This is a genomic window from Ilumatobacter fluminis, assembly GCF_004364865.1.
Lineage (GTDB): Bacteria > Actinomycetota > Acidimicrobiia > Acidimicrobiales > Ilumatobacteraceae > Ilumatobacter > Ilumatobacter fluminis.
In genome coordinates this window covers 3688924-3706255 of sequence record NZ_SOAU01000001.1, presented here as the reverse complement: position 1 = coordinate 3706255, position 17332 = coordinate 3688924, and the positions used below count along the sequence as shown (strand labels likewise).

Annotated in this window: 13 protein-coding genes; 10 read left to right on the top strand and 3 right to left on the bottom strand. The window is 69.7% G+C overall.

Annotated elements, in window-relative coordinates:
- Positions 1–113 precede the first annotated feature (113 nt).
- A complete protein-coding gene (gene prfA / locus BDK89_RS16790) occupies positions 114–1199 on the top strand; it encodes a peptide chain release factor 1 (RefSeq protein ID WP_133870049.1) in 1086 nt (361 codons plus the stop codon).
- Complete coding sequence (gene prmC, locus BDK89_RS16785) at positions 1196–2044, top strand: peptide chain release factor N(5)-glutamine methyltransferase (RefSeq protein WP_133870048.1); 849 nt, start codon at positions 1196–1198, stop codon at positions 2042–2044. Before prfA ends, prmC begins: the two co-directional genes overlap by 4 nt.
- Positions 2045–2139: 95 nt before the next feature.
- On the opposite strand, the gene BDK89_RS16780 is transcribed toward prmC, so the two are convergent.
- Positions 2140–2913, bottom strand: coding sequence for an HpcH/HpaI aldolase family protein (locus tag BDK89_RS16780; RefSeq protein ID WP_166657645.1), 774 nt, complete (start codon positions 2911–2913; stop codon positions 2140–2142).
- 97 nt (positions 2914–3010) lie between these two features.
- Between BDK89_RS16780 and BDK89_RS16775 the strand changes: the two genes are divergently transcribed.
- The 3 genes from BDK89_RS16775 to ppgK all read left to right on the top strand — a co-directional run bounded on the left by BDK89_RS16775 (position 3011) and on the right by ppgK (position 5370).
- Positions 3011–3295, top strand: a complete 285-nt coding sequence (locus tag BDK89_RS16775; RefSeq protein ID WP_243839203.1) for a chorismate mutase — start codon at positions 3011–3013, stop codon at positions 3293–3295.
- 54 nt (positions 3296–3349) lie between these two features.
- On the top strand, positions 3350–4573 hold the full coding sequence (locus BDK89_RS16770) for an NAD(P)/FAD-dependent oxidoreductase (RefSeq protein WP_133870045.1): 1224 nt from the start codon (positions 3350–3352) through the stop codon (positions 4571–4573).
- Positions 4574–4635: 62 nt separating this feature from the next.
- Positions 4636–5370, top strand: a complete 735-nt coding sequence (ppgK, locus tag BDK89_RS16765) for a polyphosphate--glucose phosphotransferase (RefSeq protein ID WP_133870044.1) — start codon at positions 4636–4638, stop codon at positions 5368–5370.
- A gap of 21 nt (positions 5371–5391) precedes the next feature.
- On the opposite strand, the gene BDK89_RS16760 is transcribed toward ppgK, so the two are convergent.
- Positions 5392–6483, bottom strand: coding sequence for a calcium/sodium antiporter (locus tag BDK89_RS16760; RefSeq protein ID WP_133870043.1), 1092 nt, complete (start codon positions 6481–6483; stop codon positions 5392–5394).
- 90 nt (positions 6484–6573) lie between these two features.
- Here BDK89_RS16760 and BDK89_RS16755 point away from each other — a divergent pair, with 90 nt between their 5' ends.
- From BDK89_RS16755 to BDK89_RS16745, 3 genes are read left to right on the top strand one after another with little or no spacing between them, the layout of a single operon-like run.
- Positions 6574–7503 carry a diacylglycerol/lipid kinase family protein gene (locus BDK89_RS16755; protein WP_133870042.1) on the top strand — a complete coding sequence of 310 codons (930 nt, stop codon included), beginning with the start codon at positions 6574–6576 and terminating at the stop codon, positions 7501–7503.
- On the top strand, positions 7500–8438 hold the full coding sequence (locus BDK89_RS16750) for a DUF1206 domain-containing protein (RefSeq protein ID WP_133870041.1): 939 nt from the start codon (positions 7500–7502) through the stop codon (positions 8436–8438). Before BDK89_RS16755 ends, BDK89_RS16750 begins: the two co-directional genes overlap by 4 nt.
- Positions 8435–9244, top strand: coding sequence for a phosphatase PAP2 family protein (locus BDK89_RS16745; protein WP_133870040.1), 810 nt, complete (start codon positions 8435–8437; stop codon positions 9242–9244). Before BDK89_RS16750 ends, BDK89_RS16745 begins: the two co-directional genes overlap by 4 nt.
- Here the strand turns inward: BDK89_RS16745 and BDK89_RS16740 are convergent.
- Complete coding sequence (locus BDK89_RS16740) at positions 9159–10841, bottom strand: DEAD/DEAH box helicase (protein WP_166657644.1); 1683 nt, start codon at positions 10839–10841, stop codon at positions 9159–9161. The two genes, BDK89_RS16745 and BDK89_RS16740, sit on opposite strands and share 86 nt — an antisense overlap.
- A 236-nt stretch (positions 10842–11077) precedes the next feature.
- Between BDK89_RS16740 and BDK89_RS16735 the strand changes: the two genes are divergently transcribed.
- Positions 11078–12685, top strand: a complete 1608-nt coding sequence (locus BDK89_RS16735; protein ID WP_133870038.1) for an ABC-F family ATP-binding cassette domain-containing protein — start codon at positions 11078–11080, stop codon at positions 12683–12685.
- A 175-nt stretch (positions 12686–12860) separates the two neighbouring features.
- Positions 12861–17318, top strand: coding sequence for a DEAD/DEAH box helicase (locus BDK89_RS16730; protein WP_133870037.1), 4458 nt, complete (start codon positions 12861–12863; stop codon positions 17316–17318).
- Positions 17319–17332: the final 14 nt, after the last annotated feature.

Below are 17332 nucleotides of genomic sequence, written 5' to 3'. Positions count from 1 at the left end.
ATGTGGTGAACACTCAGGAACTGATGTCTGCAATCATACAGAAAAGCTGAGTGATGGCAACTCAGGATCTGGGAACGGTCGGTCGAGAGTGGGGGCGGTAGCCTTCGACTGCCATGCTCGACACCGGTGTCGCCGACCGCCTGACGTCGGCCGGGGAGGAATTCCGCGAACTCGAAGCGCGCCTCGCCGACCCGGCGACGCATGCCGACCCGGCGACGCTGCGCACCGTGTCGCAGCGATATCGCGAACTCGAACCCCTCGTCGCCGCATGGACGACGTATCGGGGGCGCGCCGACGACCTGGACGCAGCCCGTGAACTCCTCGCCGGCGCCACCTCGCCCGACGATCGCGAGCTGGCCGAGACCGAGATCGCCGAGGCCGACGCCGACCTCGTTCGGCTCGAGGCCGAACTGCGCGAACTCCTCCTTCCGCGCGACCCGAACGCCGGGCGGGCCGTGATCATGGAGATCCGCGGCGCCGAGGGCGGCGAGGAGGCCAACCTGTTCGCGCGTGATCTCTACGACATGTACGTCGCCTACGCCGGCGTGCACCGATGGAAGGTCGAGACGCTGTCGCTCGATCCGAGCGACCTCGGCGGCGTCAACCAGGTCACCTTCGTCGTCCGCGGCGACGACGCCTGGCAGCACCTCAAGTTCGAAGGCGGGCCGCACCGCGTGCAACGGGTCCCCGTCACCGAGAGCCAGGGCCGGGTCCACACGTCGTCGGCCACCGTCGCCGTCCTTCCCGAGGTCGACGAGGTCGAGGTCTCCATCGACGACCGAGATCTCGAGATCGACGTGTACCGCTCGTCGGGCGCGGGCGGGCAGCACGTCAACACCACCGACTCGGCAGTCCGGATCACCCACATCCCGTCCGGCATCGTCGTGACGATGCAGGACGAGCGGAGCCAGCTCCAGAACCGCGCCCGGGCGATGCAGGTGCTGCGAGCCCGTTTGTACGAACGCGCCCAACGCGAGCGCGACGCCGAGCTCTCCGAGGAGCGGCGGTCGCAGCTGGGCGGCGGCGGTCGGAGCGAGAAGATCCGCACGTACAACTACAAGGAGAGCCGCGTCACCGACCACCGGATCGGGGTCACCGTGTACCGTCTCGACGACGTGCTGGGTGGCCAACTCGACCTGGTCGTCGAGCCCCTGTTGCACGACGAACGTGCCCGCCAGCTCGCCGACTCGTCGTCATGACCGACGACACGCTCACCCTGCGGCAGCTCTGGGACCAGACGTCGTCGGTCCTGCGGAGCCGGCCCGAAGCCCGCTGGATCTGTGAGGTCGCGACGGCGCTCGACGGTGCCGAGTTCGACGCCTCGCTCGATCAACACGTGACCGACCGGATGGTGCAGCACCACGATGCGATGGTCGGTCGCTATCGGGCGGGCGAACCGCTCCAGTACGTCCTCGGGCGCTGGGGGTTCCGTCGGCTCGACCTGGCCGTCGACCGACGGGTGCTCATCCCACGCCCCGAGACCGAGCTCGTGGTCGAGGCGGTACTCGATCTGGTCGGCGACCGGTCGACCCGCCGTATCGCCGATCTCGGCACCGGTTCGGGAGCGATCGGCCTGGCCCTTGCCGACGAACTGCCGATCGACGGCACCGAGATCTGGCTCACCGACGCCGACGCCGACGCGCTCGACGTGGCCCGGTCCAATCTCGCCGGAATCGGGCGCGCCGCCCGCAACGTACGGGTCGAGTGCGGCGACTGGTTCGACGCGCTCCCCACCGACACGTCGTTCGACGTGATCGTGAGCAATCCGCCGTACGTCGCCGACGACTCCGAGCTGCTCGACGAGTCTGTCCGCCACTGGGAACCGCCGCAGGCGCTGTTCGCGGGCGCCGATGGGCTCGACGACTATCGCCGCCTCGTGCCCGGTGCCCTCCGGCACCTCGACCCGACCGGTTCGCTCGTGCTCGAGATCGGCGCCGATCAAGGTGCTGCAGTGCGCGCCTTGTGCGACGCCGCCGGCTACCGGTCCGTCGACGTCCGCGCCGACCTCGCCGGCCACGACCGCATCGTCGTCGCCACCCGCTGACCCCGTTCCAGTCGGTCAACCCGTGACGGTGGTCCGGCTCTCGACGCGTGTGCCGACGAGCCGCGCGACGCTCTCGGGACCGTCAGTGCATGGCGTCAGTACATCGCGTCGGTGCCGCCCGCGTGCCCGCCGGCGGCGGCCGCGAGCTCGGCCTCGAAGCCCGACCGGACGGCGAGGGCGTCGCTGCCGATCGTGATCATGCGGAACCCCTGCTCGCGTCGCCGGGCGGCGAGCGACCCGGTGGCGTGGATGCCGGCGACCACCTCGTGGCGGGCGCAAGCGTCGGTGATCCGGCCGAGTGCGTCGTCGAACGCCGGGGTGCCGTCGTTGTTGCCGGGCGGCAGCCCGAGGCTCACCGACAGGTCGGCTGGGCCGACGTACACGGCGTCGACGCCCGGGCACTCGAGGATCTCGTCGAGGTTGTCGAGCGCTTCGACGGTCTCGATCATCGGGATGACGGTGACGTTGTCGTGGGCCCACTGTTGGTAGTCGGGGCGCCGGAGACCGGCCATCATCGGGCCCCAACTGCGGCTGCCGGCAGGCGCGTACCGTGCGGCGTCGACCACCGCCTCGGCCTGCGATCGGGTGTTCACCATCGGCACGATCACCCCGTGCGCCCCGGCGTCGAGCGTCTTGCCGATCACGCCCGGTTCGTTCCACGGCACCCGAGCGATCGGCACGTTGCCCGCGAGCTCGATCGCCGAGAAGGTGGCCACGCACGTCATCGCGTCGTTCACACCGTGCTGGGTGTCGACGCACACATAGGACACGGGTTGCCGGGCGGCGATCTCGGCCGTGATCGGTGACGGCAGCTGGATCCACAGGCCGAGCGTCTCGTCGCCGGCGGCCCACTGTTGTCGCAAGCTCATGGGCGGATTCTGGCAGACACGATGCGACGGACTGCAGCCGCCCGACCATGCGGTGCCCATCGGGTCGGCGAGGGCCCGATCCGGTAGGTTGCGGCTCGTGAGCGACGAGCAACTGGACGGCTACCGGTCGAGCATCGACAACATCGACGCGGCCCTCATCCACCTGCTCGCGGAGCGGTTCAAGATCACCCAGGCGGTCGGTCACTACAAGGCCGAGGCCGGGCTGCCGGCCGCCGACCCCGAGCGCGAAGCCCGTCAGATCGCGCGGCTGCGATCCCTCGCCGAGGACGCAGGACTCGATCCGGTGTTCTCCGAGAAGTACTTCCGGTTCATCGTCGCCGAGGTGATCCACCACCATCAGCGCATCGCCGAACAGCGCTGAACCGGCGCCGTTCGCGTCCGGCCCAGCCGGAACGGCGATTGAATCGATGGTGACATGAACGAACGCGTCGACATCGCCGTCATCGGTGGTGGGCCAGCGGGAGCCGCCACCGCCATCCGAGCCGCCCGAGCCGGCGCCAAGGTGGTCGTCTTCGAGAAGGCGCCCCATGGTCGCGACAAGATCTGCGGCGACGGATTGACACCCCGGGCAGTCCAGGCGTTGGACGAGCTCGACATCCCGCTCACCGACGCCCACCTCGTCGACGGGCTCCGGATGATCGCCGGCAAGCGTCAGCGGGAGTTGCCCTGGTCGGACGGCGACCGATTCCCGGCCCATGGTGCGGTGTGGCCACGCCGTCGTCTCGACGCCGCCCTGATCGACACCGCGATCGAGGCCGGCGCCGACGTGCGGTTCGAGACCGAGGCGGAGCCGGTGTTCGGCCCCGACGGCGCGGTCACCGGCGTCCAGGTCGGTGCCGACACGATCGACGCCGATCTCGTCGTCGCCGCCACCGGCGCACCCGGCAAGGTCGCTCGCATGCTCGGCGCCGAGCGCGATCCGAACGAGCCGTACGGTCTGGCGATCCGTTCGTACGTCGAGAGCCCGCGGCACGACGACGCCATGATCGAGGCGTGCCTGACGATCAAGGACGAGCACGGCACCTGGGTGCCCGGCTACGGCTGGATGTTCCCGTGCGGCGACGGCACCGTCAACATCGGCGTCGGCGCCCTGTCGACCATGAAGGGCTTCAAGTCGCTCAACCTGAACCACCTGCTCGACTCGTACCGCTCCCTCGTCGCAGAGCCGTGGCAGATCGGTGAGAACCTCGAGCGGCCCCGGGCGTGGCGCCTCCCGATGAGTGCCATCAAGCGCCACGGCCGTGGCTGGGTGGCGATCGGTGACGCCGCCGGACTCGTCAACCCGATGAACGGGGAGGGCATCGACTACGGCCTCGAGTCGGGGATGCTCGCCGCCGACCTGTTCCTCGCCGACCCGGCCACGGCGCCCGCCGAGTACGACCGCCTGATCGGTGAACGCTTCGACGATTTCCTCCGTACCGGACGCCGCTTCGCCTTCCTGATCGGGCATCCCCGGTTGATGCGCACCGGTCTCCGGTTCGCGGTCGGCACCGACGCCATCGCCAAGATCACGCTGCAGGTGATGGGCAACCTGGTCGATGCCGACACACCCGGCGCTGCCGGTCGGACGATGCAGGCCGCCTCCGCGACGCTCCGCCTCGCCGACCCCGTGCTCCGCAAGACCCGGGCCAAGGCCTGACCCGGAACGCCCGTCGACCGATCGTCGACGGCCGCGAGCCCGATCGTCTACCTTCGCAGGCGATGCAACGCTTCGGGATCGACATCGGTGGCACCGGGATGAAGGCGGCACCGGTCGATCTGGCGACCGGCGACCTCACCGCGGAGCGGATGCGGATCGACACACCGCAACCGGCGACGCCCGAACGGGTCGCCGAGGTCGCGGCAGCACTCGTCGGTCATCACGGCTGGACGGGGCCGGTCGGGGTGTGCATGCCGTCGGTCGTGATGCACGGCGTCGTGCGCAGCGCGGCCAACATCGACGACTCGTGGGTCGGCATCGACGCCGACACTCTCTTCACCGACGTGATCGGCGCCCCGGTGCACGTCCTCAACGACGCCGACGCCGCCGGCCAGGCCGAGATGACGTGGGGTGCCGGTGCCGATCGGCGCGGTGTCGTGCTGTGTCTCACCTTCGGTACCGGGATCGGGTCGGCTCTGTTCGTCGATGGCGTGCTGGTACCGAACACCGAACTCGGACACGTCGAGCTCGACGGTGCCGACGCCGAACTCGCCGCTGCCGCTCGGGCCCGGAAGGCCCACAACCTCTCGTGGAGCGAATGGGGTGAGCGGGTGAACCGCTATCTGCGGCACGTGGCGTTCATCGTGTCCCCCGACCTGATCATCCTCGGCGGCGGCGCGAGCAAGCGGGCGCACAAGTGGTTGCCGCAGATCGACGTCGACTGCGACGTCGAGATCGCGGCGCTCGAGAACAACGCCGGCATCGCCGGCGCTGCGCTGCACGCACCGGCCCACTGAGCGCAGGGCGGAACGCCCGCCTCAGAGCGGGACGCGACCGAGACGGTTGCGCCGGTAGGCGGCGACCGAGAAGGTGAGCACCGTCAGCGGCACCACGAAGTAGAGCATCGCAGCGCCGAACTGTCCGGTGGCGTCGTGGTCACTGCTGTCGAGCACGAGGTAGGTGATGTACCCGGCGTAGTAGGCCAGGAAGATCACGCCTTCCCAGCGCATCAGTGAATATCCGTTCCAGAAGATCGGCAGACACGCCACCGCCACGGCGATCATGACGGGGATGTCGAGCGAGATCGCACCGTCGGGGATCGGGATCGACGTCGGGGACACGGCGGCGGTGATGCCGAGCACGGCGAGGATGTTGAACAGGTTGGAACCGACCGCGTTGCCCACGGCGAGGTCGCGTTGCCCCCGTGCGGCGGCGAGGACCGACGTCGCGATCTCGGGGAGCGACGTGCCGACGGCGACGACGGTCAGACCGATGACGAGTTCGCTGACGCCGAGTTCGGTCGCGATGTCGGTGGCCGCCTCGACGAGTGCCGTCGATCCGATCACGAGCAGCACGAGGCCGAGCAGGACGTAGCCGACGTCGACGAACGGAGAGCTGGCCGAGAGGTCGTCGAGATCGATCGCGTCGTCGTACTCCGTCGCGACCTCGGCGTTCGACCGTCGGGCGCTGATGACCGTCCAGCTGATGTAGCCGATCAGCGTCAGCACGAAGGCGATGCCCTCCCAGCGGTTCAGTTCGCCGTCGAGGCCGAGGAAGAACACGGCGAACGACAACACGACCATGATCGGGACATCGATCCGCACGATCCGTTGTGCCACGACCAGACCGCCACCGATCACGGCCGACAGGCCGAGGACGAGCAGCACGTTGGCGATGTTCGAGCCGACGACGTTGCCGACCGCGAGGTCGGCCTCGTCGCGGATCGCAGCGCCGAGGCTGACGGCGAGCTCGGGCGCGCTCGTGCCGAAGGCGACGACGGTGAGGCCGATGACGACGGGGGAGAGGCCGGTTCGGCCGGCGAGTCGGGCGGCGCCCCGAACGAGTGCTTCGGCGCCGATCACCAACCCGGCGACGCCGACCACGAAGAAGATGACGGTCAAGATGTCCATGCGGGTGGTACGAGTCTGGCGGCGCGATCCCCCGCCTCAAACCTTCGGCGAACGTTTGAGGAGCGCAAACGACGGGGTATCGGCCTGCCCATGGAGGGACGTCCCCGTATCGGGGTGATCATCAACGAGGGCAAGCAGCTCGCCGGATCCGGCTTGGAAGAACTCCGTGCTGCGCTCGCCGACGTCGGCCACGCCGATCCGCCGTGGTACGAGGTGCCGAAGAGCAAGAAGGCGCCGAAGAAGGTCACCAAGCTCATCGAGGACGACGGCGTCGATCGTCTGCTCGTCTGGGGTGGCGACGGCACCGTACGACGGTGTGCCGATCACCTGCTCCACGAGGGGTACGACGACGTCACGATCGGTGTGTTGCCGGCCGGCACCGGCAACCTGCTCGCCGTCAACCTCGGTATCCCGATCGATCTCCGCGGCGCGGTCGACGTCGCGGTCCACGGTGAGCCTCGGCGTCTCGATGCCGGCGTGGTGAACGACGAACAGCACTTCTTGGTGATGGCCGGCACCGGCTTCGACGCACTGCTGATTCGCGACGCCGACGACAGTGGCATGAAGGACAAGTACGGCCGCCTCGGGTACGTGTGGGCCGGTGTCAAGAACCGCAACGTCAGCCCGGCGCAGATGGAGATCTCGGTCGACGGCGACCCCTGGTTCACCGGCGACGCATCGAGCGTGATCGCCGCCAACGTGGGCACGCTCATCGGCGGCATCCCCGCCTTCGGCAGTGCGTCGCCGACCGACGGTCGTCTCGATGTCGGCATCGTCACCGCCCGCTCCGCGAGCGAGTGGGCGCGACTGTTCGGATCCGTCTTCACGAACCGCGTCGAGGCGTCGCCGTTCGCCAAGGTGACCACGGCGGAGAAGATCGTCGTCGATCTGGACCGGACGCTGCCGTGGGAAGCTGACGGTGGCGACCGCGACCGAACCGATCACTTCGAGATACGCGTCCTGCCGGCCGCGGTCTCGATCTGTCAGCCGCGTCGAGCGGCGGAGGAAGACCCAGCATGAGCATCGAAACATCCACCGATTCCGACCGATCGTTCGACGGTCCGGACGACGACGTCGGCTCCGACGCCGCCGAGGACTTCGTCCAACGGCACCCCGGGGTCGTCAAGCTCGCCCGCGTCGGGTGGGCCGCCAAGGGCGTCGTCTACGTCCTGACCGGCCTGCTCGCGTTCACGATCGCCGCCGACGGCGGCAACTCCGATCAGTCGGGAGGCTCGAGCGGCCAGGCCGACCCGTCCGGCGCAGTGGCCACGATCGCGCAGCAGCCGTTCGGCCAGCTGATCCTGTGGGTCGTTGCGGCCGGACTGTTCCTCTATGCCGCCTGGAGAATCGTCACCGTGCTGCTCCCGGCCGACGTCGACGGGCATTCCGTGCTGCGTCGGATCGGCTACTCGGTGAGCGCCGCGACGTACATCCTGTTGGGCATCACGGCGGTGTCGCTCGCCGCCAAGCCCGGGTCGTCCGGCAGCGGTGACGGGGGGCGCAGCCAGGACTCACAGGTCACCAAGGTCACCCAGTCGGTCATGGAGTGGCCGGCCGGCCGCTGGTTGGTCGGCCTCGGCGGGCTCGTGGTGATCGGCATCGCGATCTACTTCGGGTACAAGGCCTACTCGGCGTCGTTCGAGAAGGAGATCGAGCATCGTCGTATCGGCCCGTTCTCATGGCACGCCGTGCGCATCATGGGACGGGTCGGCTGGGTCGGTCGGTCGGCGATGATGGCGCTGATCGGCGTGTTCGTCACCCGGGCCGCCATCAACTTCGACCCCGACGAGGCCCGCGGTCTTGACGACTCGCTGCGACGCGTCGCCGACGACACACTCGGCATGGTGTTGGTCCTCGTCGTGGCGCTCGGCCTCACGCTGTACGGCGCCTTCTGCGTCATCACCTCGCCCGCGCGCAAGGTGGTGGCGACCGACGAGGACACGGTGGCGTCATGAGCGCCCCGTCGCTGGCTTCGGAGTGCGAATCGGTCGACGAGCCGAGCTCCTCACCGTCGTGGGACAACGCCTGGCCGGTGAAGGGCCACGAACTCGTCCGACTACTGGTCGGCTTCGTCGCCGTCGTCGGCACCGGCGCCGCCATCGGGCTCACCTTCACCGACTGGACCGCCCCCAACGCCGTCACGCGTCTCGACGAACGCGTCGCGAACTGGTGGGTCGACGGCCGCACGGACGGCCTGAACTCGTTGGCGCCGTGGGCGGCCGGCCCGGCCGACACGTTCATCAAGATCGGCATCTCGACCGTCATCTGCGCAGTGCTGCTCTGGGTGTTCAGACGCTGGGACGAGGCGGTGTACGTCGCCCTGCCGCTGGTGTTCGAGGCGACCTGCTTCATCACCATCACCCACATCGTCGGGAGGCCCCGACCCGACGTCGATCGACTCCTCGAGTCCACCGTCAACAGCAGTTTCCCGTCCGGCCACGTCGCCGCGGCGACCGTCTACTTCGCCGTCGTGATCGTCGTGTGGCGTCACACTGCCGCCCTGTGGGCACGCGCTCTGTCGCTTGGCGTCTTCCTCGTCGTGGAGATCGGTGTGATCTGGGCCCGGATGTACCAGGGTATGCACTATCTGTCCGACGTGGTCGGTGGCGTCGTCCTCGGTGCCGTCTCACTGATCATCATCGACCGTGTCCTCGACACGAGCCGGATGGGGACGTTCAGCGACCCTGGTGACGCAACCGGCGCAACCAGCTCTCGGCGTAGCGGAGACGCCGTTCCAGCTGGTCGACCGTCGCCGTACTGACCTTCGAGATCCCGGCCAGCCGGTTCATCTCGCCCTGGACCCGGGCGTGGTTCCAGCCGGTCATGTCGACGAGCCGCTTGGCGACGTCGGCGTTGCGGGTTCGCAGCTCGTCCTTCTGCTCGGCGACGCTGAGCGATCCGAACGGGACGAGACCGGCCTCGGTCGGCACGTCGGGCAGTTCGACCGCGAGGGCCGGGTCGGCGTCGAAGTCGGGCGTCGGTGGATCGGGCTCGTCGTCGTAGTGCTCGACGCCGGTCTCGGTCACGGCGTGGAACTTGACGCCGGTCGCCGTGGACGACACGACGGAGAACAAGGCCAACTGTTCGGCGGCATCGTCGACGGCGACCTGGCGGTCGAGTTCACCGTTCGGTGACATCTCGTCGTCGTCCTGCTTCGCCGGCGGTCGCAACACGTGGCGGCGCGCCTCGGCGATCTGGAACGCATGGTTGCGCAGCCGCGGATCGTCGGGCACGTACACGTACGCCTTCTGGCTCGACCGTCCGGCCTGCCATCGCACGAAGCGTCCGACGGCCTGGCGGAAGAACAGCTCGGTCGACGTCGTGGTGGCGTACACACCCACCCGCAGGCGGGGGATGTCGACGCCCTCCGACACCATGCGGACCGACACCAGCCACGGCCGGTCGTTGCCGGCGAACTCGGCGATCTTGCGCGACGCCATCGGGTCGTCGCTCACGACGACCTCGGCCGTCGTGTTGAAGCGGTTGCGCAGCATGCGGGCGATCGCCTGGGCGTGCTCCTGGTCGGTGGCGATGACCAGGCCACCGGCGTCGGGCTGCTCGGCCCGGATCGTGCGGAGCCGTTCGTGTGCCTGCCCGAGCACGTTGACGATCCAGTCGCCTTCGGTGCTCAGGGCCGTCCGGAGCCGTGCCGACACCTGGTCGCGGGCCAACTCGTCGTGGAACGTCGCGCGCAACACGTCACCCGAGGGCGTGCTCCACTCCATCTGGCCGTCGACACGCGGGAAGTACACGGGGCGGACGACGCCGCCGTCGCGCAGGGCGTCGGCGTAGCCGTACGTGTAGTCGGCGTGGGCCTGGTCGCCTTCGGCGGTCACGTCGTAGCGGACGAACGGGATCCGGGCGGCGTCGCTGCGGAACGGTGTACCCGACAGCGACAGCCGACGTGCGGCGTGGACGAACGCAGCGCCGATGCCGTCACCCCACGCCCGCTCGTGACCGGCGTGGTGCACCTCGTCGAGGATCACCATGCCCTCGGCGGAGAGCCCCTGCAGCTTCGAGGCCGCCGCGCCCGTGGCGATCTGTTGGTACGTGGTGACGAGCCCGTGGGTGTCGCGTGCCAGCCCGTAGTCGGGCGACCAGTCGGGGTCGAGCTGGAGCCCCATCCGGTGGGCGGCGAGTGCCCACTGCACCTTGAGATGGCTGGTCGGTGCGACGACGACGAGGCGGCGGGCGGTGCCGTCGGCGGCCCATTTCGATAGCTGGGCACGGGCGCAGGTGAGCGCGAACGTCGTCTTGCCGGCGCCCGGCGTCGCGACCGCGAGGAAGTCCGGCTCGTCGGACGCGTCGAACAGGTCGAATGCCGCGCGCTGCCAGGGTCGGAGGGTGATCGAACTCAACGTGAGGGGAGGGGAGAGGGGACTGTCGATTCTGCCCCGCCGAAGCCCGGGCATCAACCGACGAAAGGCGTCGGATCAACAGAAGGGGTCAGGCACCTTCTGTTCACTCGACCGACCGCAGCGAACCGAGTCCGCGCGAACAGAAGGTGCCTGACCCCTTCTGTTCGTGCAAGACTGGGCACATGCGTCTGTGAGCCGAGTCATCGTCCGCCCCGCTCCTCGAAAGGTCTGCCGTCATGTCGGCCACCCTGACGCTCCACGAACTCACCGTCGCCCGCGGTGCACGCATCCTGCTCGACGACGTGTCGCTCGTCGTCGCTCCCGGCGCCCGGATCGGCGTCGTCGGACCGAACGGTGTCGGGAAGTCGACCCTGCTCCGGGCAGCCGCCGGTCTGCTCCCGCCCGACCGGGGGGAGGTGCGGCTCGCTCCACCCACCGCGACCGTCGGCCTGCTCGACCAGGAACCCTCGCGGACCGGCGAGACCGTCGCCGATCTCCTCCGACGCCGCACGGGCGTCGCCGGCGCCGACCTCGAACTCGCGGCGGCGACGGAGGCAATGGCGGCCGACGAACCCGACTCGGCCGACCGCTACGACCGGGCCTTGCAGCGATGGCTCGCGCTCGGCGCCGCCGACTTCGATGCCCGGGTCGGCGCGGTCTCCGACGACCTCGGCCTGCCCGAGCGCACCCTCGCCCAGCCCACCGTCCAGTTGTCGGGCGGCGAAGCGGCGCGGGCCGGCCTGGCGGCGCTGTTGTTGTCGCGGTTCGACGTGTACCTGCTCGACGAACCGACCAACGATCTCGACCTCGACGGGCTCGACCGGCTGGAGCGGTGGGTGCTCGGGTTGAGCGCGCCGGTGCTCCTCGTGAGCCACGACCGCCGGTTCCTCGACCGTGTCGTGACCGACGTCGCCGAGATCGACGAGTTCTCGCACCGGCTCGAGGTGTACGGCGGCGGCTGGCAGGCGTATCTCGACGAGCGCGAGCGTGCCCGACAGCACGCCTGGGAACGGTTCGAGGAGTACGACACCGAACGCAAGTCGCTCGCCCAGCGGGCGCAACGCCAGCGTGAGTGGGCCCAACAGGGTCAGGCGAAGGTGCGGCGATCGGGCGAGAACGACAAGCACATCCGCAACTTCCGGATCGACCAGACCGAGCAGCTGGCCGGCAAGTCGGCCCAGACCAAGCGGGCGATCGACCGGCTGGAGACGGTCGAGAAGCCGCGAGAGGCGTGGGAGCTGCGACTCGACATCCCCGCCGCCGAGCGCAGCGGCACTGTCGTCGCCCGGCTGACCGGGGCGGAGGTCGACCGTGGCACGTTCCGCCTCGGGCCGATCGACCTGCTGGTCGAGTACGGCGAGCGGATCGCGATCCGCGGCCGCAACGGCGCCGGCAAGTCGACCCTGATCGATCTCATCACGGGACGCCTCGAACCGACCGCCGGTGAGGTGACACGGGGGAGCGGTGTCGTGGTCGGCGAGATCGAACAGGTGCGAGCACAGCTCACCGGCGCCGCCACCTTGATCCGGGCGTTCACCGACGCGACCGGCCTCGACGTGGCCGACGCCCGGACGCTGCTGGCCAAGTTCGGATTGGTGGGTGACCACGTCGAGCGCGAGACGGCGTCACTGTCACCGGGGGAGCGCACCCGGGCCGGACTGGCGTTACTGATGGCGAACGGGGCGAACCTGCTGGTGCTCGACGAGCCCACCAACCATCTCGACCTGCCGGCGATCGAGCAGCTCGAACAGGCCCTCGAGACCTTCCCCGGCACGGTCCTGCTCGTGACCCACGACCGGGCCTTCCTCGACCGGGTCCGCACCACCAGAACCATCGACCTGTGACCACAGAAGGGGTCAGGCACCTTCTGTTCATCAAACCCGGGGCGTGGCAGTCGGTCGGGAACAGAAGGTGCCTGACCCCTTCTGTTCTGACGACGCAACGGATCCGACACCATCCGTCTGGGCGACGGGGGTTGTGACACCCCCTGGGTAGATTCGGATCATCGCTGATCATCCCGTGCTCGAGGCGTTCTCGCCGGCGGTTCGGGCCTGGTTCGCGTCGTCGTTCCCCGAGCCGACGCCGCCGCAGATCCAGGGCTGGCCGCACATCGCGAACGGCGAACACACCCTCATCTGCGCGCCCACCGGCTCCGGCAAGACGCTCACGGCCTTCATGGCCTCGATCGACCGGCTCGTCACGACGCCGCAGCCCGACGAGCGCACCCATCGAACGCGGGTTCTCTACATCTCACCGTTGCGTGCCCTGGCGTTCGACGTCGAGAAGAACCTTCGTGCCCCGCTCACCGGCATCGGGTTGGCCGCGGAGCGCATCGACGAACCGTTCACGGCGCCCGAGGTCGCCATGCGCACCGGCGACACCCCGTCGAACGAGCGCCAGAAGCTGATCCGGCGCCCACCCGACCTCCTCATCACCACCCCCGAGTCGCTGTACCTGATGCTCACCAGCTCGGCGGCCGAGACGCTGCGCGGCGTCGAGACGGTGATCATCGACGAGATCCACGCCATGGCCACCACCAAACGCGGTGCTCATCTGGCGCTCAGCCTCGAACGCCTCGAAGAGGTCACCGACCGACCGCCGCAGCGGATCGGGCTCTCGGCGACGCAGCGCCCGCTCGAGGAGATCGCACGCTTCCTCGGCGGATTCGACGACGACGGCGCGGCCCGTCCGGTCCGCATCATCGACGCCGGCATCCGCAAGCCGCTCGACGTGCAGGTGATCGTGCCGGTCGACGACATGGGCGCTCCGGGCGATGCAGCGGCACCGATGGGGCAACCCGGTTCGGGCGAACGCCGGTCGAGCATCTGGCCGAGCATCTATCCCCGCGTCCTCGACCTGGTGCTCCAACACCGCTCGACGATCATCTTCTGCAACGCCCGCCGTGGCGCCGAGCGGTTGGCAGCACAGCTCAACGAGCTGTACGAGGAGTCGCACGGTGAGCAGGCCGACGAGCTGGTGAAGGCCCACCACGGTTCGTTGGCACGCGAGCAGCGCGTCGTGATCGAAGACCAGCTCAAGCGCGGCGAGCTGCGGGCGATCGTGGCCACCTCGTCGCTCGAACTCGGTATCGACATGGGCGCGGTCGACCTGGTTATCCAGGTCGAGTCGCCGGGTGCGGTCAGCCGGGGGCTCCAGCGCATCGGCCGAGCCGGGCACCAGGTCGGCGAGCCGAGCAAGGGGTCGATCTTCCCCAAGCATCGGGGCGACCTGATCGAAGCAGCCGTCGTCACCCGCCGCATGATCGACGGTGAGATCGAACACTCGAAGTACCTGCGCAACCCGCTCGACGTGCTCGCCCAGCAGATCGTCGCCCACGCGGCGGCCCGCACCGAAGTACCGGTCGACGACGTCGCCCGGCTCGTGCGGCGCTGCGCCAACTTCCACGAGATCACCGACGACCTGCTCCACAACGTGCTCGACCTGCTGGCCGGCCGCTACCCGAGTGAGGAGTTCTCCGAGCTCCGGCCCCGCCTGGTGTGGGATCGCGTCAACGATGTGGTCAGGGCCCGCGACGGCTCGAAGCGCCTGGCGGTCACCAGCGGCGGCACCATCCCCGATCGCGGCCTGTTCGGGGTGTTCCTCCCCGACGGCACCCGGGTCGGCGAACTCGACGAGGAGATGGTCTACGAGAGCCGCCCGGGCGAGACGTTCCTCCTCGGCGCCACCACCTGGCGGATCGAAGACATCTCGTTCGAGCGGGTCACGGTCACCCCGGCACCGGGCGAGCCCGGCAAGATGCCGTTCTGGCACGGCGACCGACCGGGTCGGCCCCTCGAACTCGGCCGTGCCCTCGGGCGCTTCCTGCGCGACGTCCGTGAACTGCCCGACGGCGAGGCGATGGAGCGGCTCCAGACCGACTATGCCCTCGATCCGCTCGCCGCCCAGAACGTGCTGTCGTACCTGGCCGAGCAGGCGGCGGCGACCGGCGTGGTGCCCGACGAGCGCACGATCGTCGTCGAGCGGTTCCGCGACGAGATCGGCGACTGGCGCGTGTGCGTGCTCAGCCCGTTCGGCACCCCGGTCCACGCGCCGTGGGCGATGGCGATCGAACGACGTCTGGTCGACCAGTTCGATCTGCCGGTCGAGACGATGTACGGCGACGACGGCATCGTCATCCGGTTGCCCGAGGCGGCCGACCAGATCGACGCCGAGGTGTTCCGCATCGATCCCGACGAGATCGATGAGCTGGTGATGTCGTCGCTGCCGCAGACCTCGTTGTTCTCGGCCCGTTTCCGCGAGTGCGCCGGTCGAGCGCTGCTCCTGCCACGCCGCCGTCCCGACCAGCGGACGCCACTCTGGCAGCAACGTCAGCGTGCCGCCGACCTGCTCACCGTCGCCTCCAAGTACCCGACGTTCCCGATCCTGCTCGAGACGTCACGCGAGTGCCTCCAAGACGTCTTCGACGTGCCGGCGCTCAAGGAGGTGCTCGGCCAGCTGCAGTCGCGGCAGGTGCGCCTCGTGCAGGTCGACACCGCGTCATCGAGTCCGATGGCGTCGAGCCTGCTGTTCAACTGGATCGCCCAGTACATGTACGAGGGCGATGCGCCGCTGGCCGAACGACGGGCCGCCGCGCTGGCGCTCGACCGAGATCTCCTGCGCGAGCTGCTCGGTGCCGAAGAGTTGCGCGAGCTGCTCGACCCCGGCGTCCTGGCCGACGTCGAACTCGAGCTCCAACACCTCGCCGACGGTCGGCGGGCCCGCACCGCCGACGAACTCCACGACGTCTTCCGTCGCGTCGGCGACCTGACCCTCGCCGAGGTCGACGCCCGGTGCGAGGGCGACACGGGTGGGGCGTGGGTCGACGATCTGGTCCGCGAACGGCGCGTCATCGAGATCGGTATCGGTGACGACGTGCGCTACGCCGCCGCCGAAGACGCGGCGCGCTACCGAGACGCCTTCGGCTGTTCGATCCCGGTCGGTTTGCCGGTCGCGTTCACCGACCCGGTGCCGCACCCGCTCGAGTCGCTCGTCGGTCGGTTCGCCCGCACCCACGGCCCGTTCCTCGCCGCCGACGTAGCCCGCCGGTTCGCCGCCCCGGTCGAGCGTGTCGAGGGCGCGATCGCGGCGTTGGCCGCCGACGAGCGTGTCGTGCGCGGTGAGTTCCGCCCGGGTGGCGTGCAGCGCGAGTGGTGCGACGTCGACGTGCTCCGGCAGCTCCGCCGGCGTTCGCTGGCGATGCTGCGGCGCGAGGTCGAGCCGGTCGAACCCGATGCGTTGGCTCGGTTCCTGCCTGCCTGGCACGGCTGGGGCGGTGTCCGACGGGGCCTCGACGGGCTCGTCGAGTCGATCGGCCAGCTGGCCGGTGCGCCGCTGGTGGCCTCGACGGTCGAACGCGACGTCCTCGCCGGCCGGGTGCGCGACTTCACCCCGGCCATGCTCGACGAACTCTGCACCGCCGGCGAGGTCGTCTGGACCGGTGCCGGTGCGATCGGCAGTCGCGACGGCCGCATCCGGTTGTGCTTCGCCGACCAGCTCGCCCAACTCGCTCCGGGCTGGGATCGGCCCGACGCGCCCGACGGTCCGCTGCACGACGCCATCCGAGCGCATCTCGCCGCCCAGGGCGCGAGTTTCTGGAACGGCCTCCGTGCCGCCGATCCCGATGCCACCGATCAGGAGTTGCTCGTCGCGCTCTGGGATCTGGTGTGGGCCGGTGAGGTCACGAACGACTCGCTGGCGCCCCTCCGCCACCTGCTGAGCGGTGGTGGGGTGAAGGTGCAGAAGCGTCGGTCGATGCGCTCGGGTCGGCCACGGCCCACCCGCCTGACCCGTCTCGGCCCGCCGGCCGCGGCCGGGCGGTGGAGCCTGGTCGCGCCGCTCCTCGAGCCGGCACCCACCTCCACCGAGGCAGCGCATGCGTCGGCGATGCAGCTGCTCGAGCGGTACGGGGTCGTCACCCGCGAGACCGTGCTGGCCGAGGGCGTCGTCGGTGGGTACGCCTCGGTGTACCCGGTGCTCAAGGTGCTCGAAGAACGCGGTCGGTCGCGACGCGGCTACTTCGTCGCCGGCCTCGGCGCCGCACAGTTCGCCGTGCCCGGTGCCATCGACCGTCTCCGCGCCGAGCGCGACGACGGCGCCGACCACGACGGCGAGGCTCCGGTCGTGATCGCGGCCACGGACCCGGCGCAACCGTACGGAGCCGCCTTGGCGTGGCCGGACAGCAACGGACGACCTGCCCGCACGGGTTCGGCGGTCGTGATCCTGCACCGTGGCGAGCTCGTCGGCTGGTTCGACCGGGCCAGCCATCACCTCGTCACCTTCCCGCACACCGAAGCGGAGCAGCGGTGGGCCGACGGTCTCGCCCAGATCGTGTCCGGCGGTCGACAGGACAGTGTCGAGGTGCGCAAGGTGAACGGTGAGCCGACGCCGACCGACGTGGCCGAGGCGCTGGTCGAGCGGGGATTCACGCAGGGCTACCGGGGCCCCGTCCTGCGCAACGAACGCGCCCGCCGCCGCTGAGCGGCCCCGTACCA

What these genes read in the sequence shown, in the direction of transcription:
- BDK89_RS16745 (WP_133870040.1), top strand. Translation starts at nt 8,435, where the DNA reads ATGAGCGCCCCGTCGCTGGCTTCGGAGTGCGAATCGGTCGACGAGCCG.
- BDK89_RS16750 (WP_133870041.1), top strand. Translation starts at nt 7,500, where the DNA reads ATGAGCATCGAAACATCCACCGATTCCGACCGATCGTTCGACGGTCCG.
- prmC (WP_133870048.1), top strand. Translation starts at nt 1,196, where the DNA reads ATGACCGACGACACGCTCACCCTGCGGCAGCTCTGGGACCAGACGTCG.
- BDK89_RS16755 (WP_133870042.1), top strand. Translation starts at nt 6,574, where the DNA reads ATGGAGGGACGTCCCCGTATCGGGGTGATCATCAACGAGGGCAAGCAG.
- BDK89_RS16760 (WP_133870043.1), bottom strand. Translation starts at nt 6,483, where the DNA reads ATGGACATCTTGACCGTCATCTTCTTCGTGGTCGGCGTCGCCGGGTTG.
- ppgK (WP_133870044.1), top strand. Translation starts at nt 4,636, where the DNA reads ATGCAACGCTTCGGGATCGACATCGGTGGCACCGGGATGAAGGCGGCA.
- BDK89_RS16735 (WP_133870038.1), top strand. Translation starts at nt 11,078, where the DNA reads ATGTCGGCCACCCTGACGCTCCACGAACTCACCGTCGCCCGCGGTGCA.
- BDK89_RS16780 (WP_166657645.1), bottom strand. Translation starts at nt 2,913, where the DNA reads ATGAGCTTGCGACAACAGTGGGCCGCCGGCGACGAGACGCTCGGCCTG.
- BDK89_RS16770 (WP_133870045.1), top strand. Translation starts at nt 3,350, where the DNA reads ATGAACGAACGCGTCGACATCGCCGTCATCGGTGGTGGGCCAGCGGGA.
- prfA (WP_133870049.1), top strand. Translation starts at nt 114, where the DNA reads ATGCTCGACACCGGTGTCGCCGACCGCCTGACGTCGGCCGGGGAGGAA.